This window comes from Olsenella sp. Marseille-P4559 (genome assembly GCF_900605015.1).
Taxonomy (GTDB): Bacteria; Actinomycetota; Coriobacteriia; order Coriobacteriales; family Atopobiaceae; genus Tractidigestivibacter.
The window spans coordinates 842,075-864,551 of sequence record NZ_LR027573.1 but is presented as its reverse complement, the minus strand read 5'-3'; the positions used below and the strand labels follow the sequence as shown (position 1 = coordinate 864,551).

General features: G+C 62.6%; 19 protein-coding genes and 1 tRNA gene. 17 read left to right on the top strand and 3 right to left on the bottom strand.

What is annotated here, in order from left to right; translation table 11 throughout:
- Positions 1–9: 9 nt before the first annotated feature.
- Positions 10–1,116 (bottom strand): PfkB family carbohydrate kinase, encoded by a 1,107-nt coding sequence (locus E0E00_RS04010; RefSeq protein WP_130811269.1) that lies wholly within the window; start codon positions 1,114–1,116, stop codon positions 10–12.
- 338 nt (positions 1,117–1,454) lie between these two features.
- Between E0E00_RS04010 and E0E00_RS04005 the strand changes: the two genes are divergently transcribed.
- From E0E00_RS04005 to nagB, 8 genes are all read left to right on the top strand, one after another.
- Positions 1,455–2,645, top strand: coding sequence for a phosphopentomutase (locus E0E00_RS04005; RefSeq protein WP_130811268.1), 1,191 nt, complete (start codon positions 1,455–1,457; stop codon positions 2,643–2,645).
- Between the two features lie 118 nt (positions 2,646–2,763).
- Positions 2,764–3,873: a BMP family protein gene (locus E0E00_RS04000; RefSeq protein WP_130811267.1), complete on the top strand. Its 1,110-nt coding sequence runs from the start codon at positions 2,764–2,766 to the stop codon at positions 3,871–3,873.
- 66 nt (positions 3,874–3,939) lie between these two features.
- Positions 3,940–5,469, top strand: coding sequence for an ABC transporter ATP-binding protein (locus tag E0E00_RS03995; RefSeq protein ID WP_130811266.1), 1,530 nt, complete (start codon positions 3,940–3,942; stop codon positions 5,467–5,469).
- Entirely contained in the window at positions 5,466–6,767 is a 1,302-nt protein-coding gene (locus tag E0E00_RS03990; RefSeq protein ID WP_207302657.1) for an ABC transporter permease, read from the top strand. Before E0E00_RS03995 ends, E0E00_RS03990 begins: the two co-directional genes overlap by 4 nt.
- Complete coding sequence (locus E0E00_RS03985) at positions 6,760–7,680, top strand: ABC transporter permease (RefSeq protein WP_130811265.1); 921 nt, start codon at positions 6,760–6,762, stop codon at positions 7,678–7,680. The genes E0E00_RS03990 and E0E00_RS03985 overlap by 8 nt, the downstream gene beginning before the upstream one ends.
- A gap of 118 nt (positions 7,681–7,798) precedes the next feature.
- Positions 7,799–8,254, top strand: a complete 456-nt coding sequence (cdd, locus tag E0E00_RS03980) for a cytidine deaminase (protein WP_130811264.1) — start codon at positions 7,799–7,801, stop codon at positions 8,252–8,254.
- Between the two features lie 2 nt (positions 8,255–8,256).
- Entirely contained in the window at positions 8,257–9,582 is a 1,326-nt protein-coding gene (locus E0E00_RS03975; protein WP_207302656.1) for a pyrimidine-nucleoside phosphorylase, read from the top strand.
- A 200-nt stretch (positions 9,583–9,782) separates the two neighbouring features.
- Complete coding sequence (gene nagB, locus E0E00_RS03970) at positions 9,783–10,517, top strand: glucosamine-6-phosphate deaminase (RefSeq protein ID WP_130811263.1); 735 nt, start codon at positions 9,783–9,785, stop codon at positions 10,515–10,517.
- 517 nt (positions 10,518–11,034) lie between these two features.
- Here the strand turns inward: nagB and E0E00_RS03965 are convergent.
- Entirely contained in the window at positions 11,035–12,111 is a 1,077-nt protein-coding gene (locus E0E00_RS03965; RefSeq protein WP_130811262.1) for a Xaa-Pro peptidase family protein, read from the bottom strand.
- A 203-nt stretch (positions 12,112–12,314) separates the two neighbouring features.
- Between E0E00_RS03965 and E0E00_RS03960 the strand changes: the two genes are divergently transcribed.
- The 8 genes from E0E00_RS03960 (at position 12,315) to E0E00_RS03925 (ending at position 20,157) form a co-directional block, all read left to right on the top strand.
- Positions 12,315–12,614: a Veg family protein gene (locus E0E00_RS03960; RefSeq protein WP_130811261.1), complete on the top strand. Its 300-nt coding sequence runs from the start codon at positions 12,315–12,317 to the stop codon at positions 12,612–12,614.
- Positions 12,615–12,630: 16 nt separating this feature from the next.
- Positions 12,631–13,521 carry a 4-(cytidine 5'-diphospho)-2-C-methyl-D-erythritol kinase gene (locus E0E00_RS03955; RefSeq protein ID WP_130811260.1) on the top strand — a complete coding sequence of 297 codons (891 nt, stop codon included), beginning with the start codon at positions 12,631–12,633 and terminating at the stop codon, positions 13,519–13,521.
- 15 nt (positions 13,522–13,536) lie between these two features.
- Positions 13,537–13,613, top strand: a tRNA-Pro gene (locus tag E0E00_RS03950).
- Positions 13,614–14,010: 397 nt separating this feature from the next.
- Positions 14,011–14,175 (top strand): DUF1232 domain-containing protein, encoded by a 165-nt coding sequence (locus tag E0E00_RS03945; protein WP_130811259.1) that lies wholly within the window; start codon positions 14,011–14,013, stop codon positions 14,173–14,175.
- A 615-nt stretch (positions 14,176–14,790) separates the two neighbouring features.
- Positions 14,791–15,483, top strand: coding sequence for a transposase (locus E0E00_RS03940; RefSeq protein ID WP_130811258.1), 693 nt, complete (start codon positions 14,791–14,793; stop codon positions 15,481–15,483).
- Between the two features lie 700 nt (positions 15,484–16,183).
- On the top strand, positions 16,184–17,602 hold the full coding sequence (locus tag E0E00_RS03935) for an APC family permease (RefSeq protein WP_371683370.1): 1,419 nt from the start codon (positions 16,184–16,186) through the stop codon (positions 17,600–17,602).
- A gap of 82 nt (positions 17,603–17,684) precedes the next feature.
- The gene (locus E0E00_RS03930) at positions 17,685–18,932 is read left to right on the top strand and encodes an amidohydrolase family protein (RefSeq protein ID WP_130811256.1); all 1,248 of its coding nucleotides are present in this window, start codon (positions 17,685–17,687) and stop codon (positions 18,930–18,932) included.
- Between the two features lie 373 nt (positions 18,933–19,305).
- Complete coding sequence (locus tag E0E00_RS03925) at positions 19,306–20,157, top strand: LysR family transcriptional regulator (protein WP_165443543.1); 852 nt, start codon at positions 19,306–19,308, stop codon at positions 20,155–20,157.
- Between the two features lie 143 nt (positions 20,158–20,300).
- Here the strand turns inward: E0E00_RS03925 and E0E00_RS03920 are convergent, their stop codons facing one another.
- On the bottom strand, positions 20,301–20,459 hold the full coding sequence (locus E0E00_RS03920; protein WP_242622160.1) for an IS3 family transposase: 159 nt from the start codon (positions 20,457–20,459) through the stop codon (positions 20,301–20,303).
- 191 nt (positions 20,460–20,650) lie between these two features.
- Between E0E00_RS03920 and E0E00_RS03915 the strand changes: the two genes are divergently transcribed.
- Positions 20,651–22,393: an IS1634 family transposase gene (locus E0E00_RS03915; RefSeq protein ID WP_130811254.1), complete on the top strand. Its 1,743-nt coding sequence runs from the start codon at positions 20,651–20,653 to the stop codon at positions 22,391–22,393.
- Positions 22,394–22,477: the final 84 nt, after the last annotated feature.

The following is a 22,477-nucleotide window of genomic DNA, read 5'->3' as shown; positions in this document are numbered from 1 at the left end:
TAGCGCGGTTTATTTCTCCATGTTGGAAAGCCCTGCAGCATCAATGCGGCGACGGATACCCTCCGTGGTGAGGTACGGACTGATGGTCTCGGGCGACTCGGCGCACACAGCCGCGGCGGCAAGGCCGGCCGCGCCTGCTTCTGTAAGGCCGCCGCCCATAAGAGACGCCCAGGCGATGGCTGCCATCATCGTGTCGCCGGTACCCGTGGCGTTCACGACATTGTGGGCGATGGTAGGAAGCTTGAGCTCGGTCTCGTGGTCGGCGCAGTAGATGCCACCGTCACCCAGGGAGATAAACACGCGCTTGAGGCCAGTGCGAAGCAGCGTTTTTGCGGCAAGCCGCAGCGAGTCGTCATCGGTGATGGGCACGCCCGAGAGGGCTTCGGCCTCGAGGAGGTTGGGCTTGAGCGTATCAATCCTGCCGAGAATGCCCTTGAGCTTTACGGCCTTCGCTGTGGAGACGGGGTCGCAGAAGAGGGGCACCGTCACCTTTTTCGCAAGGTAGCTCAAGCTCTCCTTGGGGATGTTGGTGTCCACAACGCAGATGGCTGCGCGGTCGATCACGTCAAGGCGGCGTTCAAGGGTTGCGGGCACCAGCCTGTCGAAGATCTTCATGTCGGCAACGGCCAGCTGCATCTCGCCCTGCTCGTTCATGATGAACACGTACGAGGAGGTCGTGGCACCGGGCATCGTCACCGAGTCGTTCACGTCGATGCCCGCGCGGCGGCAGCTCTCAGCGAGGTCGCGCCCTCGGGCGTCGTCGCCAAAGGCGGAGATGAGCTTAACGTCGCAGCCGAGAAGCGCAAGGTTGTGGGCCACGTTGCGCCCAGCCCCTCCGGGCGACATCCGCACGGTGCCGGGGTTCGAGTCATGCGGTATGAGCGTGACATCGGGCTTGCCGGCCACGTCCATGTTGGCCCCACCAATAACCACCACGTAGGGACGGTCGGAAATGATGTACTCGCGGCCCAGGATGGCGCCCTTCTTGATGAGATTGGAGATGTGGACGGCAACTGAGGAGCGTGTTATCTGCGCCCTCTCCGCGATCTCGCGCTGCGAGATCGATGGGTTCGCCTTGATCCACCCGAGTATCTGTCGTTCCCGCTTTGTAAGCATGGTACTCCTTTCCGTCGGGACACCAAAACAAATTAAACAATATCTTACTAAACTAATCAAATATAAATATATATCATCACATTTGAGAACAAGTCGATATGGGCGGTTGACGGCAGCATCTAGCCAGCTGACGGTCAATAAGGCATGATACACAAGACTCTAAGTGATTGTTGAAGAACTGTAAGCGGCTGCCGTCCAACGTCTCGGCATAGCCGTTCGACTGGTAGTCGAGGGCAAGTGGGCGGAGACAACAGAAACCAACATTATCATGTTTTTCTAATGAACAGCTGTAACCCAGGTTGGTGTAGGCCAGGCATTCTCAGCGGGAGGAGTCGCCGATGGGACGTCGCGTATTTCTCGTGGTACTAGATAGCTTTGGCATCGGGGCCGAGCCCGACGCTGTGGAGTGGGGCGACAAGGGCAGTAACACCCTGTGCGCCTGTGCCACTACGGCCGAGCTCAAGGTTCCCAACATGGCGTCTCTCGGCCTGCTCAACATCGAGGGAGCGCTGGAGTCACCCTATGACGTGGACCTCGTGCCGGTGGAGGCGCCCACGGGGGCGTTCGCCCGCCTGCGGGAGGCCTCTGCCGGCAAGGACACCACGGTGGGCCACTGGGAGATGGCCGGTGTCATCTCACCCAGGCGCTTTCCCACCTACCCCAACGGCTTCCCGCCCGAGGTCATCGAGGAGTTCGAGCGCCAGACGGGACGTGGGGTCCTCTGCAACAAGCCCTACTCGGGCACGCAGGTCATCCACGACTACGGCCGCGAGCAGCTTGAGACCGGCAAGCTCATCGTCTACACCTCGGGCGACTCCGTCTTCCAAGTCGCCGCGCACGAGGACTTGGTGCCCCCCGAGAAGCTCTACGAGTACTGCCGCATCGCGCGCAGGATTCTCACGGGAAAGCATGGCGTCGCCCGCGTCATCGCGCGCCCCTACACGGGTGAGTGGCCCAACTACGAGCGCACGTCGAGAAGGCACGACTTCTCGCTGGAGCCCACGGGCCGCACGATGCTCGACGTGCTCAAGGATGACGGGCAGGACGTGCTCTCCATCGGCAAGATCTATGACATCTTCGCCCACCGCGGCATGACCGGCCACGTCTTCACCTCGGGCAACCCCGAGGGCATCGAGCGCACCATCGAGGCCACGGGCCGCGACTTCACGGGCCTGTGCTACACGAACCTCGTGGACTTCGACATGGTCTACGGGCACAGGAACGATGCACCCGGCTACGCCCGCGCGCTCAGCTACTTCGACGAGCGGCTCCCGCGCATCGTGGCGGGGCTGCGCGAGGACGACCTGCTCATGATCACGGCGGACCACGGGTGCGATCCCGTGACGCCCTCCACGGACCACTCGCGCGAGTATGTCCCCTGGCTCGTCTGCGGCCCGCGCGTGCGTGCCGGCGTGGACCTGGGCACGCGACCCACGTTCGCGGACGTCTCGGCGACGGTCCTCGACTACCTGGGAGCACCCGCGCTCCCTGCGGGGACGTCGCACGTCGACCAGATTCTCAAGTCCTAGCGGCACTTTGTTTGCTCGGCACGTAACTTTGTGTACGGGGGAGGGCTTCCTCCCTTGAGGGAGTGGCGGCTTTGCCGCCAAAGGACGCCGACCTTGCGGGGACGGCGAGAGGGAAGGGATGAACATGGCATACGGGAGCAGCTTCACGCGTCGTGGGTTCCTGAGGGGTGCCGCAGGGGTGTGCGCACTTGGCCTCTCTGGCGCACTCATCGGTTGCGGTGGGTCCTCTTCGGGCTCGTCCTCGTCGAGTAACTCCTCAAGCGCTGGCTCAGGTGGCAGCTCGTCGGCCGCCCACAAGATCGAGATGGTCACGGACACCGGTGGCGTGAACGACCAGTCGTTCAACCAGCTCGCTTGGTCGGGCCTCCAGCAGCTTCAGAGTGACGAGGGGTGGCAGGTGAGCTACCTCGAGTCCAAGCAGGAGTCTGACTACGCCACCAACCTCGACAAGGCCGTCGACGACGGTTCCGAGCTTGTCTGGGGCATTGGCTTTGCCATGGCAGAGGCCGTGGGCAAAGCTGCCGCTACCAACCCCGACGTGCAGTTTGCCATCATCGACAACGCCAACCCCACCGACGGCTCCAACCTTACCGGCGTGCAGTTCCGCGCCCAGGAGCCCTCGTTCCTCGTGGGCTACATCGCTGCCCGCACGTCCAAGACCGGACAGGTTGGCTTCGTGGGTGGCATCTCCAGCGACATTATCGACCAGTTTGAGTACGGCTACAAGGGCGGCGTTGCCTACGCCAATAGGGAGCAGGGCACAAACGTCGAGATCCAGGCCCAGTATGCCGAGAGCTTCTCGGATTCTGCCAAGGGCAAGTCCATTGCCTCCAAGATGTTCTCCAGCGGCTGCGATGTGGTGTTCCACGCTTCCGGTGGCACGGGTACCGGCGTGATCGAGGCCGCCAAGGACGCCGGCAAGTTTGCCATCGGCGTCGACATGGACCAGTCGTTCCTGGCTCCGGACAACGTTCTCACCTCGGCCCTGAAGCGCGTCGATGTGGCCGTGGCGGACGTCTCGAGGAAGCTCATCAACGGCGAGACTAAGGGTGGCTCCAACATGAATCTCGGCCTCACCGAGGGCTGCGTGGGCATCCCTGAGGACCACTCCCTCATGGACGATGCCGTCTACCAGGCCGCCGTTGCGCTTGAGGACAAGATTAAGAGCGGCGACATTGTGCCGCCCGCCAACTCCAGCGAGCTGGATGCGTTCACCAGCAAGCTGTAGCCACAGCGGCAGGGCGCCCCACATGTTGAGGTGCCCTGCCTACTCATCGAGAAGGGGAGATGAGCCGTGGAGGTCAGCTCCGAGTACGCCGTGCAGATGCATGGGATAACAAAGACGTTTGGGTCGTTCAAGGCCCTGGATAACGTGAGCCTGGACGTGAAGAAGCAGACGGTCCACGCCATCCTAGGCGAGAACGGTGCCGGCAAAAGCACGCTCATGAATGTGCTGTACGGCCTGTACCAGGCAGACGAGGGCGAGGTCTACCTCTCAGGCCAGCGCGTGGACGTGAGGAGCCCGCTTGACGCCATTGGACACGGCATTGGCATGGTGCACCAGCACTTCATGCTCATCGAGAACTTCACCGTTGCCGAGAACATCGTCTTGGGCGAGGAGGTTTGCAAGGCCGCGGGCGTGCTGGACATGGCGCGGGCCAGGAAGGAAGTCGAGAAGATCGTCGACGAGTATGGCTTTGAGGTCGACCCCGATGCCCGCATCGAGGACATTACCGTTGGCATGCAGCAGTGCGTCGAGATCCTGAAGGCGCTCTACCGCGGCGCCGACACCCTCATCTTGGACGAGCCCACGGCCGTGCTCACCCCGCAGGAGATCGACCAGCTTATCCAGATCATGCGCGGGCTTGTCGCCAAGGGCAAGACCGTGATCATCATCACGCACAAGCTGAAGGAGATCATGGCCTCTGCCGATGCGTGCACGATCATCCGGCGTGGCGTCTATATGGGTACCGTCGACGTTGCCAAGACATCCACGGAGGAGCTCGCCTCGAAGATGGTTGGCCGTCACGTGAACCTTAAGGTGGACAAGGCGCCGGCGCATCCGGGCGAGCCCGTGCTCAAGATCTCTGGCCTGCACGTGAAGGACGCGCGCGGCATCGAGCAGGTGCGCGGGCTCAACCTTGAGGTGCGTGCCGGAGAGATCGTGGGCCTTGCGGGCATCGACGGCAACGGCCAAGACGAGCTTGTCGAGGCAATGGACGGTTTGGTCAAGGTGGAGTCTGGCACCATCGAGGTAAAGGGCGCCCAGATCCAAAACACCACGCCGAGAAACATCCTCGACCACAAGGTCGCTACCATCCCGGCAGACCGTCAGCGCTTTGGCCTGGTGCTTCCCTTTAGCGTGGCCGAGAACTCCGTGCTCGAGCGGCACAACGAGGATGCGTTTGGCACGGGTGCCACGCTCGACTCGAATAAGGTTCATGCGTTTGCCGAGGGGCTCATCAAGGAGTTCGACATCCGCCCGGCAGACTGCGCAGACCATCCCGCGGGCGGACTTTCCGGCGGCAACCAGCAGAAGGCCATCATCGCGCGCGAGGTCTCAGGCGAGCCCGACCTGCTCATCGCCGTTCAGCCCACGCGAGGACTCGACGTTGGTGCCATCGAGTTCGTGCACAAGACGCTCATCCGCGAGCGCGACCGTGGCGCGGCGATCCTTCTCGTCTCGCTCGAGCTCGACGAGGTGATGGACGTGTCCGACACCATCGTCGTTATCCACCATGGCCAGATTGCGGGCACGTTTGCCCAAGGTACGGCTAGCGAGGAGAAGGTTGGCCTTCTCATGGCAGGGGGCGAGGCCAAGTGAGCATCGTATCAAAGGCGCTGAAGAAGCCGATAGCCTCTTCCATCATCGCCATTCTGGTTGGCTTTCTGGTGGCCGCCATCGTGCTGGCAAGCGCCGGCTACGACCCGGGCGCCTCGTTTGCGGCGCTCTTCTCGGGCATGCTCAGCAAGCCCAAGTACGTCTCGAACGTAATCATCAAGGCCACGCCGCTTCTGTTCTGCGGCATTGCCGTTGCGTTTGCGTTTAGGGTGGGCCTCTTCAACATCGGCGCCGAGGGCCAGTACATTTTGGGTACGGTGGCCTCCACGATCGTGGGTGTCTCCCTTGACCTTCCGCCCGTGCTGGAGATCCCGCTCGTCGTGCTCTCTGGAGCCATTGCCGGCGCCCTCTCCGGCGCGCTTGTGGGATGGCTCAAGGCCAAGTTTGGCATTCACGAGGTCATTACCAGCATCATGTTCAACTGGATAAACCTCTACATCTGCAACTACGTTGTGACGCTGGACGCCTTCCACCAACCCAACTCCACCGGCAGCTATCCCGTGAATGATTCCGCACTCACCATGGTCTTGCCCCAGTGGAAGGTCTCTGAGGAGGGCATGGCTGCCCTCTCGAACATCCCCTGGCTCAAGGAGATGCTGGTCAAGACCGATGCCAACGTGGGCATCATCATTGCTGTGGTGGCCGCTATCCTCATTGGCTGGCTGCTCAAGCGCACGAAGGTTGGCTACGAGATGCGCGCCGTGGGGTTCAACCGCGACGCCGCCCGCTTTGCCGGCATCGACGTCGAGAAGAACATCGTGCTCTGCATGCTGGTCTCGGGCCTTCTCTGTGGACTCGCCGGCGCCCTTACCATCACGGGCGTCTCGCCTCATGGCATCTCGACGCTGGCGGCGTTCGAGAACAACGGCTTCAACGGCCTCTCCGTGGCGTTTATCGCGGGCTGCTCGCCCGTGGGCTGCATCCCGGCCGCATTGCTCTTCGCAGGCCTCATCTACGGCGGACAGACGGTCCAGCAGGTCATGGGCGCTCCCTCCGAGATCATCAACATCATGATAGGCACCATCGTGTTCTTCATGGCGCTGGGCGGCATTGTCCCCATGCTCGTCGACCATGTGGAGCACAAGCGCGTCGAGAAGGCCGAGAGGGCCGCGGCCGCCGCTGCCGCTAGCAGCGGTGCAGCCGCTGCGGGGGCCGGTGCCGTACCGGAGCCCCCTGACGCCGGGGCCGGCCCGGACGGTGCCGACGCGCCTGTGCCGGAAGCGGGCGCACCCTCGATGGGCTCGGATGGCCATGGAAAGGAGGGGGGCAGCAATGCTTGATAACATCGTACTTGCGCTCTCCATTACGCTCATGTATTCCACACCGCTTGTGTTTGGCGCGCTTGGCGGTGTCATCTCAGAGCGCTCGGGTGTCACCAACATCGGTATCGACGGCATGATGAATGTCGGTGCCTTCGCGGGTGTAGCGGGCAGCTACGTCTCGGGCAACCCCTGGGTTGGCCTTCTGTGTGCGGGCATTGCCGGCGGCCTTGTGGCCCTGCTGCATGCATTTGCCTCGGTGACGTTTGCCGCCGACCAGACCATCTCGGGTGTGGCCATCAACCTGCTCGCCCCTGGCATTGCCCTTTTCGCCTGCAGACGCATGTTCGACGGCGCTGCCATGTCGCCCATCGTCACCACGCTCCCCAAGCTCATCGACCCCTCCGTCCTCCAGGGGACGCCGCTTGAGAACATGAACCTCGACGTCACAGTTCTTCTCGGCCTCATCGCCGCCGTGGTCATGTGGTTCATGCTGTATCGCACCAAGTGGGGACTGCGGATTCGCTCGGTGGGCGAGCACCCCGAGGCCGCCGAGACGCTGGGCATCAGCGTGTATCGCACGCGCTACGCCTGCGTGATCCTCTCTGGCGTGCTTGCCGGGTTTGGCGGAGCGTCCATGACGTTGGCCATCATCTCTCAGTACACGCAGACCGCCATTTGTGGTCAGGGCTTCATCGCGCTTGCCGCCGTCATCTTTGGCAAGTGGACGCCGCACGGTGCGTACCTTGCGTGCCTGCTCTTTGGCTTTACCCAGGCGCTTTCCATCATGCTGGGCGGTGGCGCCGTGCCGGTGCCCAGCCAGATTCTGGCCATGCTGCCCTACGCCATGACCATCATCGTGCTCATCCTGTTTGTGGGTCGCTCTGTTGCCCCCAAGGCAGATGGCGTGCCCTACGTCAAGGGCAGCCGCTAGGGATTCCGGAGGGCTTGTCTGGGAAGGTCCCGTCGGTCTCGTCGTTAAGAGCTGTCTAACCGTTCGGAAAATCCCTGAACAGCGAATTCAAGCGACTCACAGCTAGGAAGGTCTCGTCATGGGTGTGTCTGATACCAAGCTCGCGCGCCTTGCGCTTGAGGCGCGCGAGAGGGCCTATGTGCCGTACTCGCACTTCTCTGTGGGCGCAGCCCTTCTCTGCGCCGATGGCAGCATCTACCAGGGGTTCAATATCGAGAACGCCGCGTATACGCCGTCGAACTGCGCCGAGCGCACGGCATTCTTCCGCGCCGTCTTTAAGGGGCAGCGCAACTTTGCGGCCATCGCCATCGCGGGCGGCCCGGAGGGCGAGGATGCCACGGAGTGGTGCGCGCCATGCGGCGTGTGCCGTCAGGTGATGCGTGAGTTCTGCGACCCGTCCACGTTTCGAATCGTTCTCGCGCGCTCTGATGGGGGCCTGCGCACCTTCCTCCTGCGCGAGCTTCTCCCCGAGAGCTTTGGCCCGGAGGACCTGGGACGCGAGGGCGCAGCGTACGCGACGGAAGAGAGGGGCTAGCCATGCGCATGTACGACATCATTGAGGGCAAGCGCGACGGACGCGAGCTCACCGACGAGGAGATCGACTTCTTCGTCAAGGGCTATGTTGCCGGCGACATCCCCGACTACCAGGCCTCAGCTCTGTGCATGGCCATTTTCTTCAAGGGCATGACCCCGCGTGAGACGGCGCGACTCACCCTTGACATGGCGCACTCCGGCGAGTTCGTTGACCTCTCCAGCATCCCCGGCGTGAAGGTGGACAAGCACTCCACCGGCGGCGTGGGAGACAAGACGACCCTGGTCATCGCACCTGTCGTGGCATCTCTGGGCGTGCCCGTGGCCAAGATGAGCGGACGTGGCCTTGGCCACACCGGGGGCACGCTGGACAAGCTCGAGGCCATCCCTGGCTTCACGACCGCGCTTGGCCGCGAGCGCTTCCTCGACGTGGTGCGCTCGGTGGGCTGCGCTGTGGTGGGCCAGACGGGCAACCTCGTTCCGGCAGACAAGAAGCTCTACGCCCTGCGTGACGTGACGGCGACAGTCGACTCCATGCCCCTCATTGCGTCGAGCATCATGAGCAAGAAGATCGCTGATGGCACGGAGAAGATCCTTCTTGACGTCACCTGCGGCAGCGGCGCCTTCATGAAGACCATCGATGCGGCGATTGGGCTCGCAGAGGAAATGGTGACAATCGGTGAGCGTGTGGGCCGTACCACGGCTGCGCTCATCACCGACATGGACCGCCCACTTGGGCACAACGTGGGCAATGCGCTCGAGGTCATTGAGGCTGTGGAGACGCTTCGTGGCAAGGGCCCCACCGATCTTGCTGGCGTCTGCATCGAGCTTGCGGCCAACATGCTTGAGCTTGCGGGCGTAGGTGACGTGGACACGTGCCGCGGGCTCGCTCGCGAGCAGATGGCAAACGGCCGGGCACTCGAGAAGTTCGAGCAGATGGTGGCCGCGCAGGGCGGCGACGTTGCCTACACCCGCGACACCGCTTGCTTTGGGCGGGATGCCTGCAGTCGAGAGGTGCGTGCCAAGCGGGAGGGATGGGTCTCTCACATGGACACCGAGCGCGTTGGCATTGCATCTGTGGCACTTGGGGCCGGGCGCGCCACAAAGGAAGATTCGATCGACCCGCTCGCAGGCATCGTGCTGGCGAGAAAGACCGGTGACGAGGCGCGTGAGGGTGACCTTCTCGCAACGATCTATGCGGCCGACGAGGCTCGTCTCGACGAGGGAGAGGCGATTCTCCGCAACGCCTACAAGATCTCGGACGAGCGTCCCGTCGCGGAGCCCCTCGTCTACGCGCGGGTTACGCGCAAGGGAGTCGAGCGGTTCTCGTAGAGGGGCTGGCGCACCTGCGATAGAATAATGCCGTAGGGCATGCGCCCCGCGTCGCCATGGACGGGCAGGGGCCTCGACGTGGCGAGTCCCTCTTTAAGGTAATCGCGACCTCGCCCTGGTGGCCGCACACGTCAGGCATGGCCTTGTGCCACGGGGCGGGTGCCACGAGAGGCCACTCGCCTGAAGAGGAAGGGGCTCTCATGAGAATCATCCGTACCAAGGACTATCACGATATGAGTCGCAAGGCGGCAAACGTCATCTCTGCCCAGGTGATCCTCAAGCCCAACAGCGTCCTTGGCCTTGCCACCGGCACCACGCCCATTGGTACCTATGAGCAGCTTGCCGAGTGGAACCGCAGGGGTGACTGCGACTTCTCGCAGGTAACCACCTATAACCTGGATGAGTATCGTGGCCTTACGCACGAGCACCCGCAGAGCTACCACCACTTCATGCGCGAGAACTTCTTCGACAAGATCAACATCGACCTTGCCCGCACGTTTGTGCCCGATGGCGCCAACCCCAACGCGGACGAGGCCTGCAGCGAGTACGACCGTATGGTGCGCCAGGCCGGCTATCCTGACCTGCAGCTACTTGGCATTGGCCGCAATGGCCACATCGGCTTCAACGAGCCCGATGACCACTTCTCCAAGGGTACGCACTGCGTTGACCTCACCGAGAGCACCATTCAGGCAAACAGCCGTCTCTTCGACAACGCCGACGACGTGCCGCGCCAGGCGTACACCATGGGCGTGCAGACCATCATGTACGCGCGCAGCATCCTCATCCTGGCGTCTGGACCGGAGAAGGCCCAGGCCGTCTACAACATGTGCTATGGACCCGTTACGCCGCAGTGTCCCGCGTCCATCCTGCAGCTGCACACCAGCTGCACCGTGATTGCGGACGAGGAGTCCCTGGCGCTCTGTCCCGAGGCGTAGGCTTGTTGGGCTAGGGGCTGCCGGTGGTGTTCGCCGGTGGCCCCCTGCTTTTCTCGGCGTCGTTGCTTCTCGCCTTGCGGTTAAACGCTGCGGCTGAGGCACGGTCGGCTGGTCCAGTGGTTTGGGGTGCAGTCCTTAGGGCCTTGCTGGCAAGAAATCAGCAGACTGGCTGGCTGCTTGCTCTCTGCGCTCTGCAATCCTCCTTGGCTTTCTGCACTGGCCGACAAGTTGCGTCGTGCGTACGCATGATCGGGGAAATTTGACAGGGTCTCGACGTTCGCCCAGTTGGGCGAGAGGGCCATGGCAACAGATGGCGATGGTGCGTACGCACGATGACGGTTTCCTGCCAGCTCGAGGCTTCTGAAGGGCGGCATCGGCAGAAAATCCTCGTCATGCGTACGCATGACGTCGAAATCTTGACATCGGGGATGCCTGCTTGCCGGACGTTGGCGGTCGCACTGGCCACCATAACGAAAACCTGCGCCCTTTTTGGCGGAGGATGGGACTGGGCGTGCCCCTACGCCAGAACCGTGAGTCCCTTGGGATACGAGTTGAGCACCTCGCATCCGTCCTCGGTTACGATGACAAGGTCCTCGATGCGCACGCCTACGTCATCCGGCAGGTAGATGCCTGGCTCGATCGAGAAGCACTGCCCGGGACGTACGGGCTCATCATGCGTGGACGAGACGTCGCCCGGCTCGTGGTCCTCAAGGCCAATCTGGTGGCCCAGCCTGTGCGTGAAGTACGGGCCCCAGCCCGCGTCCTCAATCACCGATCGCGCAGCCCTGTCTATCTTGGCAAACGTGACTCCGGGACGCACGATGGCCTCGGCAGACTCGTTTGCGCGGCGAACGCACTCGTAGACGGCGCGCTGATGCTCCGTAGGCTCTCCGTAGAAGAACGAGCGGGTCATGTCCGAGCAGTACATGTCCTGCCTGCATCCCACGTCGAAAAGGACCACGTCGCCCTTGGCCAGCGTGGTGCCGTCGGGGGAGTGGTGTGGGTCGGCGGCGTTTGCCCCAAAGCTCACGATGGGGGCAAACGAGTGGTCCTGCGCGCCCAGCGAGCGATAGGCGCCGAGAAGCCCACCCGCAATCTCCTGCTCGGTCACGCCGTCGTGTACCTGGGCGACAAGCCACTCCATGGCCTTGTCGTTCGTGCGCGATGCAGCGCGCATGAGCTCCTGCTCCTCGGGCGTCTTCACAGAGCGCGCGCCATCTACCGCGGCAGACCCCAGCTTGAATGCCGATGCTGCGCCGGCCTCCTGAAGCGGCACCAGCCAGCGTGCGGTAAGCTTCTTGTCAACGCCGAGGGGAGCATTGTGGTCTGTGACCTCCACAACCAGGGGCATGGGATCGTCGGTGTCATCGAAGGTCCGAATGTCGCTGCATGCAGCGGTGGCGTCGGGGAAGAGGCGGTTTGCAAAGAGTGTCGATGAGCCATTGGCATTGAGGTAGAGTGCAAGGAACCTCTCATAGGGCTCGGTGTAGTATCCCGTGAGGTAGTAGATTGACATGGGGTCCGAGATGAGCGCCTGCGAAAGTCCCATGTCGCACAGGTTCTCGATGATCCGTGCCCTTCTCGTCTCATCCATCGCGTCCTCCTTAGCCGTTTGACGCCGGAAGTGTAGCACGTGAGACAGGGGGACAGTCCCTTTGTCTCTCTCGTCTCTGTCTCACGACCCGTGGTCTTGTCGTGCTGTTCAGTTTCCCATATGGGAGAACGCTGTTTTGTCGGAGTATGATGGCACTTCGTTCATTCGGTACTTGGGCCAGCCATGGCCCTGTTGGGAGTCTCATGGAGAGCGACATTCCGTCAGTTAACCGCATCGACCAGATTCGTGACGAGTTCAAGACCCTCGAGGGCCAGCGTGTGAAAGTCCGTGCCAACATGGGCCGCTCACGCATCGTCGAGCGCGCGGGAACCCTGGTACACGTGCACCCGTCCCTTTTTGTGATTGAGGTCGAGGAGCGCCGCGGCCGCAAGGCCCGTCAGTCCTACCAGTATGTCGACGTGCTCACCGGTACCGTCGAGCTTTACGACATGAACACGGGTGAGCGCCTGCTCGAATACGCGGCAGAGTCCTCCGAAGAGTAGCTCCGTCGGAGGTCGCATGCCGCGCTCACGTCGACAGACCGTACGGGTACCATGCAAGGTCAACCTTCATCTGGGCGTCCATGCCGAAAAGGACGCGCGTGGCTACCACCGCGTCGACTCGGTCATGGTGCCGGTTGGCCTCCGCAACACGATCGTTATCGAGTCAGCGCCCGAGACCAGCATCTCTTTCGATCCCGCGCTCGATGACCCTGTGCGGCGCAACGCCACCCAGCGGGCGGTCGAGCTCCTCTCACGCGAGCTCGGCGCAAGGGAGCGCGTGGCCATTCGCATCGAGCGCCGCATCCCCAGCGGCGGAGGCCTTGGCAGCTCCTCTGCAGACGCTGGTTCCGTTCTGCGTGCGCTTGCGGCACGCTGGGACGTAGGCCCGCTTGACCAGTGCGTTGTTGGCGTTGCTCGCCGCGTGGGCGCAGATGTCGCGTTCTTCCTCCATCCCGTGCCCTCGCTTCTGAGGGGCGCGGGTGACACGCTAGAGAAGACCTTCCCGGATTTTGTCGGCGTTCCCCTTGTGCTCGTGATGCCTGAGGGATGCGCCAGCTCCACGCGCGAGGTCTACGAGGAGTTCGACTGCATGCCCGAGATGCCGGAAAGCCCCAACGCCCTGTGCGATGCTCTGGCAGCCAGCGACGTCCTAGGCGTTGCCGAGAACCTCTACAACAACCTCGCCCCGGCGGCGCTTCGCCTGAAGCCCGCCATGGAGGAGCCTGCAGCCTGGCTCGCTAGGCAGCCAGGGGTGGTGGCATCACAGATAACGGGCTCGGGGAGCTGCTCGTTTGCCATCTGCGAATCGGCTGATGCCGCCGTGCGCATTGCCCATGCTGCGAAAAATGAGCGTGGTTGGTGGGCGAAGGCCGTGTTTACGGTTGGTTTGGACGGCCAATTCTGCTAAAGTGTCGTCTGCTTACGGGACGTGGCTCAGCTTGGTAGAGCGCTCGGTTCGGGACCGAGAGGTCGCTGGTTCAAATCCAGTCGTCCCGACCAGAAATCGCAGGTCAGAGGCTTAGCGCCTCTGGCCTTTCGCTTTAGTTTGGCCACGAGTTGCCGCAAACCCTGCTTCCGACCTGCGCAAACGACGCCCATTCCGAGAACCAGTCTATGTCCCATGCACCTCGTACCATTTCGGTTAGTCCTACCTGCTCGAAATGATGTCGCCGCTGGAAAGGCCGTCGGCCTTCAGCCCGATGGCCTGGTCGCCCATCTCCTGCGTGAGTCTCGCCCTCCTTGCCATGCCAGGCCACCCCCTCGAAATCGTAAAGTCCTGCAGCCTGAATCATCCGACGATGTCACAGAGGGATGGAGAAGGACAAAATCAGCCCAACAGGAGAAGGTGCCTTGCCGTGCGTGCAACCAAGCACCTATCGGATAGAAGGAGCGTCCCATGAGGATGAACGCCGCCAATCTCATCACGCTAGCAGTCGTCGCCGTTTACCTGATGCTACCCGTGGACCTCATCAGCGACGTGATTCCCGTAGTCGGCCAGCTGGACGATACGATTGTGGCGGTTGCGGGCCTCGTGTCGACCATGGCGCGGCTCAAGTCTTAGCCCCCATCCCGCGCTCCCTGCGGCCCTTGAGGTGTTGATGTTTACTAAGAAATAGCTCAATGGAGCTGCGGTGAGAATCCTGAACCAAAACCCCTTACGCTGCCAGGCCCAAGTCCCTCCGGCACTGCATGGGGCTCCGGTAGTCAAGGTCGCCCTTGATCCTGGTCTCTCTGTACCATCTCAGGTACGCGTCGGACATCCCCATGAACCCCTCTGCCGTAGTCCCACTCCAGCCGCACCCGTGGGAAGGCTCTATCTCGGACCTGCCGGAGGTCCCTCGCACCTCGCGTCATCGGGGCTGCAGCCCTTCCTCGGCATCGATCTGGCCAGGCCGTTTTCCTTGCATGCCCCACCAATCCATCCAGGCCAGCGGTAGTGGCCCCCTCTATCTGAGTGGATGGTCGGGCGGTCTCCTTCTCGTGGCCACTCGTAGGTACTGGGCAAAGACGAGCTGGCATTTCTGAGTATCGCGCGCTCTGCGTAGTGCTCGTTCCGCCGCTTCCGTATCACCCCCCCGCCTGACCGTTTCGCGACTTCCGTAGCGCCCGCTTCGCCGTTCCGCATCGCCCCGCAGTCTGGGCGTGCCATGTCGTCTAGACGAAGGGGGCAGGGAGCATGGTGAGAAGGATCAAGGCGAAGCTGGTGGTGCAGCTCCGTGAGCGGGGCGTGCCGGGGAGGCAGACAACCAGGGCGCGCCACGTGCCGACGGAGTCGGCCTGCGAGGTGTTCGACCTGGCCGACGAGCGCGACGTCACCTGGCAGCTGCTGGAGCCGATGGCCGATGGGGAGGCCTACCGGCTCTTCTATCCCGACAGGCACGTGAGGGAGACGGTCTTCGAGGAGCTGGACTGGGCCTACGTCCACAAGGATATGAGCAATGCCGGCGTCAACCTCAGGCTCCTGCACGACGAGTACAGGGACGAGTGCAGGCGCACCGGCAAGGTGGCTGTGGGTTACACGAGGTCCTGCAGGGACTACGGCAAGTACACGGCGGCCAATGGCCTCACCAGGTGCATCGAGCACAAGGTGGGCCGGTCCTGCGAGGTCGACTGGTCGGGGCCGGCGATCGGGAAGGGCCTCGTCGACCCCACGACCGGCGAGGCCTCCAAGGTCTACCTCTTCGTGGGGGTCCTGCCCTTCGGCCAGGGGGCCTGCTTCGAGCCGACGATGGACATGAGGGAGCGGACCCGGCCCAGGTGCCACGTGCACATGTGCGAGTGCTGGGGAGGCGTGCCGGAAGGGACCGTCTGCGACAACCTGACGGCTGGCGTGGTCTCGGGCACCCGCACAAGGGCGAGGCCGTCCTGAACGACGCCTACGAGGCCCTGGGAGAGCACTGTATGACGGCCGTCATGCCCGCCCAGGCGAGGAAGCCCGAGCAGAGGGCATCGGCCGAGGGCACGTGCGAGGGATGCCGTCACCTGGGCAATTGCCCAGCCGAGGAACGTCACCTTCACCGACTTTGGCTAGGTGAGGGAGGCCGTGAGGGAGAGGTTCGCCGAGTACAACGCCCACCCCTTCCAGAAGCGGGAGGGAAGCCGCGACTCCGTCTTCGCGGAGGCCGAGGCCGCCGAGCTGACCAGGCCGCCACGGCTTAGCCTCTATGAGGGCGTCCACGTTTTGGGGCGCAGTTCATGTGGCGGAAAGGGCCTCCGTTCATGTTTTGGCCGCTTCTGTGCTGAATCTGAAAGCCGTTTACCGCTTTTCCGAAACGGATGAACGGTATCTCATACATAGGTATTTACCTGCGGCGATATGGCATCCGAATGACGTCTAGCGCTCATTGCAATGTTAGTTTTTCAAACATAATCCGCTCAGGGCTCGCATCGCTCCTCTCGGCCCCGTAACACTTCCGAAACCTTTGCGCAACAGAGGCCTTTCTTCGAACATGGAATTGCGTCGCGGGGGAGGCAATGAGCGCCTGGCACCCGCGAACTGGATACTCGCCTTCGAGGCGATTGACTGCGAGGGGAGAGATATGGCAGGGACTACACCAGCAGAAGGAGGCATGAAGAAGGAGCTGACGCTCTTCAACTTCTTCACGATCGGCTTCGGCGCCATCATCGGCACCGGATGGGTGCTTCTGGTAGGTGACTGGATGGTTCTGGGCGGCGGCCCGGTTCCGGCCATGATCGCATTCGCGATTGGTGCCGTGTTCCTCGTGCCTATCGGCATGTGCTTCGGCGAGCTGACGGCAGCCATCCCGATTTCCGGCGGCATCATCGAGTATGTGGACCGCACATACGGACGCAAGCTCGGCTTCTTTACTGGCTGGATGCTTCTGCTTGGCAACGCTCCTCTGTGCCCGTGGGAGGCCATCGCCATCTCCACGCTCCTGACGGACCGCTTCGCCGAGTTCCCGGTTCTCTCGTGGCTGCGCTCCGTGAAGCTCTACACGATCCTCGACGCAGACGTCTATCTCTGGCCGACCGTCATCGCTCTGGGCGCTGCCATTCTCGTCATCTATCTCAACTTCCACGGCGCAGGCGCAGCTGCCAAGCTCTCGAGCTTCCTTACCAAGGCGCTTCTCTGCGGCATGGTCCTTGCCATGGTCATCTCGTTCATGACCGGATCTCCTTCTAATGCCCTTCCTGTGTTCTCGCAGGTGCAGGATGCAGCAGGCGGCAGCTCCACCGAGGCAACGTCTCTTCTGGGCGGCATCGTCGCAGTCCTTGTCATGACACCGTTCTTCTATGCGGGCTTCGATACGATTCCGCAGCAGGCAGAGGAAGCCTCTGCGCACCTCGACTGGAAGAAGTTCGGCCTCATCCCGGCTATCGCCCTTCTCGCATCGGGTGCCTTCTACCTCGTCTGCATCTACTCGTTCGGCACAATCGTCGACTGGCATGAGTTCGTGAAGTCCTCCGTGCCTGCCCTTGCCGTCCTCGAGCGCATCAACATCTTCTTCTACATCGCGATGCTCATCATCGGTACACTCGGACCTCTCGGCCCCATGAACTCGTTCTTCGGCGCTTCCACCCGCCTCATGCTCGCCATGGGCAGGAAGGAAATGATTCCGTCCTCGTTTGCAGGGCTCGATTCCGTCTCTGGTGCTCCCAAGAAGGCCAATACCGTCATGGCAGTGCTGACGCTCATCGGACCCTTCCTCGGCAGGAACATGCTCGTCCCGCTCACGAACGTCGCATCCCTGGGCTTCATCTTCGCCTGCACGATGGCTGGCTTTGCCTGCATGAAGCTGCGCAAGACTGAGCCTGACCTTCCGAGGCCTTACAAGGTCAATGGCGGCAAGCCCATTATCGCCTGCGCTATCATCGCTGGCCTCATCATCATCGGCCTTATGGTCGCTCCGCTCAGCCCTGCTGCCCTCGACACGGTCGAGTGGGTCATCACGGGTGCCTGGATTGTCATCGGCTTCATCATCCTCGCTGTCTTTGGCAGCAAGAAGGCTGCAGCGCACACTACATAGCCTCGCACGTATGCATACGCCACAAGGCGACGCATAGCTGGTCAATGCACGTGGTTCGTTGGAAAGATTGGGAGGATTTGCAATGGCAAAGTATGCTATCAAGGGCGGCAAGCTCGTAGACGGCACCGGCGCGTCTCCGGTCGAGGATTCCCTTGTCCTGGTGGACGACAAGAAAATCACGCATGCCGGTGAGGCAACGGAGATTCCTGAGGGCTATGAGGTCATCGACGCGACCGGCAAGACGGTCATGCCGGGCATCATCGATACGCACATTCACTTCTCCGGCAACCTGACGGACAACGACAACGATTGGGTCATCGAGACGGTTGCCCAGAAGCAAGCATGCGCCGTCAAGCAGGCCTACGACGCCGTCACCCACGGCCTTACGACGGTCTGCGAGATCGGCCGCAACGGCATTGCAATCCGCGATCTCGTCAACATGGGCGTCATGAAGGGCCCGCGCATCTTTGCAACCGGCCTCGGCTTCTGCCGCACCGCAGGACACGGCGACTGCCACCGCCTGCCGTTCGAGATGTCGAAGAACGGCCACCCTTGGGGCGACCAGGTAGACGGTCCGTGGGAGCTCCGTCATGCCATCCGCATGCGCCTGCGCGAGAACCCTGATGCTATCAAGATCTGGGCAACCGGCGGTGGCATCTGGCGCTGGGACTCCGGACGCGCTCAGCTCATGAGCACGGAAGAGATCAAGGCGGTCTGCGACGAGTGCGCAATGGTCGGCATCCCGGTCTGGTCGCACTCCTACAACTCGATCTCTGCAGCCTATGACTCCGTCCGCTTCGGCGCAGAGCAGCTGATCCACGGCTTCGAGCTCGATGACAAGACCATGGACCTCATGGCGCAGCAGGGCACGTTCTTCACGCCGACGGTCGGGTTCCTTCCGTCCTGGTACGCGACGTATCCTCCCGAGTGGACGCCCGAGCTCGACAAGTGGTCTGGCAAGAACAACGCAGAGAAGGGCATCGCTCGCTCGTATGCAAACCTCAACCGCGCCTACAAGCTCGGCGTCACGCTGACGGTCGGCTCCGACTCCTTCAGCTTCTCCACGCCGTACGGCTACACGACGCTCGATGAGGTATATGCCTGGGTCGAGCATTGCGAGATCCCGAACATGGACGCTATCGTCGCAGCAACGCTCAACGGCGCCAAGATGGTGCATCACGAGAACGACTTCGGCTCTGTCGAGGCCGGCAAGTCCGCCGATATCCTCGTCGTGAACGGTGATCCTCTGAAGGAGATCCGCGACCTCAACCCGGACAAGATGGACGTCATCATGAAGGAAGGCGACATCATGATCAAGGGTGCCCTGTAAGGTGTCCTCGGGGACTCAGCCCCCCATATAGCCATGATGCAGGCCGGGCCTCTTTGGAGGTCCGGTCTTTCTGTACCTGCTTCTGCTGGGTGGATAGAAAAGCTCCAAACGGACGGGACATTTGGCAGCATCTCCATATAGCCATAAGCAACGCGCTGCAGATAGCGTGAATTCTGACGCGAATGGCTGTATGAAGCCTGTATCAGAGATTGAAACTACATGCCATCCATTCCATAGTAGAAGATCGCTTCTAGGGAAAGGTGCATCGGAGAAGAGTGCGTATTCGGGTCGTGGCCGATGGCGCTCTCTGTTCGCAGGTGCGTTCCGGACAGCTTCAGGTCTGGAGCCGAAGCGGTATGAGGGGGGGGGTTCCATGGAGGCCAATATCCACAAGTTCCAGGCATTCGTGAAGGCAGCCGAATGCGGCAGCTTCACGCGCACGGCCCAGCAGCTCGGCTACACGCAGTCATCCGTGAGCCGCATGGTCCAGGGCCTCGAGGAGGACTGGGGCGTGCGCCTGTTCGAGAGGACGGGCGGTACCGTGAGGCTCACGAAGGAGGGCGAACGCCTTCTGCCCGAGGCATGTGCTGTCGTGCAGTCCTTCGAGCGCTTCACGATGAAGGTCGACGATATCAACGGGCTCGTGTCCGGCAATGTCAGCATTGCTGCACCCTCCTCGATTGTGTCCTGGAAGCTCGCACGCCCCTTGGGCGCCTTTGCCGAGGACCATCCCAATATCGAGATCGATATCACGGAGTCGACGTACAGCGAGGCAGAGAAGCTCCTTGCGGAAGGTGCGGTTGACGTGGCCTTCGTGCCGAAGAAGCTCGATCCTGCCGCCTTCTCCTCGAAGCTCTTTCACAAGGACGAGATCGTCGTCGTCTCGAGGCGCGGCCACTTCGAGCCGGGGAGGTCCTCCATTCCGATCGATCTTCTGAAGGACGAGCGCTTCATCGCAGACACCGAGACGGCGCCTTTGCTCCAGAAGGAACTCCGGCGCGCCCTCGTGCGCTGCGAGACGTCTGATTTCAATGTGATACTTGCGCTCATCGATGCGGGCTTGGGCATCTCGCTTCTGCCGATGCTTGCCCTGGGGAAGCTCCCCGATACGCTCGAGATACACCATCTCGAGATCCGTGCCTTCCGCACGATGTACATGGCGCACCGTCTGGGCCAAGACCTCTCGCTTGCGGCGCTGACCTTCCTGAACTATCTGTACGAGTAGTAGGATGACACATAGACAGCAAGAAGGCCCCGCACGTCTTACGTGTGAACTGCATCCCGATTCTTGGACGGGCTAATAAGCGGCCTAGACCGCGTTTAGGGACTGATTCCGGAACTCCTCCGGGGTCAGCCCTTCAGTCTGACCTATCTCCTCCTAGTGTTCCAGTGGACGACGTATGCGTCGGGGTCCCGCCTGAACTCCTCGAGGCTCGCCCACGTCTGGTTCCGGAAGGACTCGTCCCTCAGATGGCCGAACACCTGCTCCGTCGCGCCGTTGTCGATGCGGTTGCCCTTCCTGGGCATGCTCTGCACGATGCCGGCTGCCCGCAGGCGTCCGCGCCGTAGTTTTGCAGTTGCCCTAGTCTGACCTCCCACCCCTTGCCCAGCTAGATGGGCATTTTTTATGTCAAATTTTAAGTATTTATCTTGTTACGTTGTGTTACGCGGTGTATAATGCGAAGCACATGTTCCCGCAGGTGAGAGGCGGTTTCCGCATGTACCTGAAGAAGACGCCGAGCAGGAGCGGCAGGGTGAGCCTGTCCGCCGTGCAGGGCTACCGCGACCCCGAGACCGGGCGCGTGAGGCAGCGCACCGTGGAGACCTTCGGCTACGTCGACGCGCTCGAGGCGGAGTTCGACGACCCGGTCGCGCACTTCGCCGAGGTCGTGGCGGCGATGGACGCCGAGAGGCTGGCGGCGGAGGGGCCGCAGACGATCACCGTCCACCCCCTGCAGAGGGTGGACAAGCGCAGGACCAACCGCATGGCGGCGGGCGACGCCGTGCCGATGGCGTACTACGGCGCCCTCGGGGTAGAGGCCGCCGTCAGGTCCAACATGCGGGGCAGGAGGACGGGCTTCGACGTGAACGCGCTGCTGAGGCTGCTGGTGATGGAGAGGCTGCTGGCGCCGGGCTCCAAGAGGGCGGCGTGGGAGAGCTCGGGCCGCCATTTCTACCGATGCGACCTGTCCGAGTCCGACGTCTACCGCGGGCTCACGGAGATCGCCAGGATGGCGGGCGCCGGAGTGTCGAGGGCGAACTCGTCCATCGCCGCCGCGGGCATACGCGGCTTGAGCTGCGGCTACTACGACTGCACGAACTACTGCGTCGAGAGCGGCGGCGACGAGCCGCGCCGCAAGGGCGTCGCCAAGGAGCGCCGCCCCAACCCCATCGTGCAGATGGGGCTCATGCAGGACGCCAACGGCGTACCGGTGGACTTCCGCATATTCCCCGGCAACGTGCACGACGGCGACACCCTGGTCGACGCGCTGCCCGAGGCCAGGAGGGCGGCGGGCATGGGCCGGGTGGTCACCGTGGCCGACAAGGGCATGAACTGCTCGAAGAACGTAATCGCCACCGTGGCGCGCGGCGACGGCTTCGTGTTCAGCCAGTCCATACGCGGCACCAAGGGCCGCAGGGAGCTTCGCGAGTGGGTCATATCGGACAGGGGCTACTCCCCCAGCGCAAACGGCACCTTCAAGATGAAGTCCCGGCAGGACACCAAGACCATAAGGGTCCCCAGGGAGGACTCCGCCGACGGGCGCGGGCACTCCGTCGAGGTGGACGTGCAGGTCGTGGCCTTCTGGTCGCGAAAGTACGCCGAGCGCGCCCGTCACGAGAGGGAGAGGGTGCTGGAGAAGTCGCGCCAGCTCGTCGCCAACCCGGGGAGGTGCACCCGCGCCACGCACCTGGGCGCCGCCAAGTACGTGCGCAACGTGGGGTTCGACGCCGCCACCGGCGAGGTCGTCGAGTGCGCCAAGGCCCCGGAGCTCGACTACGCCGCCATCGAGGCCGACGCCGCCTGCGACGGCCACTGCTGCATAGTCACCTCGGAGACCGGCTGGGAGCCGGCGAGGGTGGTCGACACCTACCGCGAGCTGTGGAGGATCGAGGAGGCCTTCAAGGTCACGAAGTCGCACCTGGGGGCAAGGCCGGTGTACGTCTGGACGCCGGAGCACATCCAGGCCCACTTCCTCACCTGCTACCTGGCACTGGTCATAGAGCGGCTGATCGAGCACGCGCTGGGCAACCGCTACTCAGCGGGCGCGATACTGGAGGACATGAGGGCGCTGGAGTGCAGCTCGGTCGACGCGGAGTGGTGGCTCTTCGACCACCGCACCGACCTCACGGACGGGCTATTCGCGCTGATCGGCGAAGAGGCCCCCAGGAAGTTCATGCGCACCGGCGACATCAGGGGGCTTTTCAAGAAGGGGCGCGAGGTGCGCTGGAAGGCCCTGTAACACTACAGAAAATATACAAGTGAAAAAGAGGCCGTTTTCCCGGTAAGCACAGGTAAAACGGCCTCTTCAACTGCAAAAGTCAGG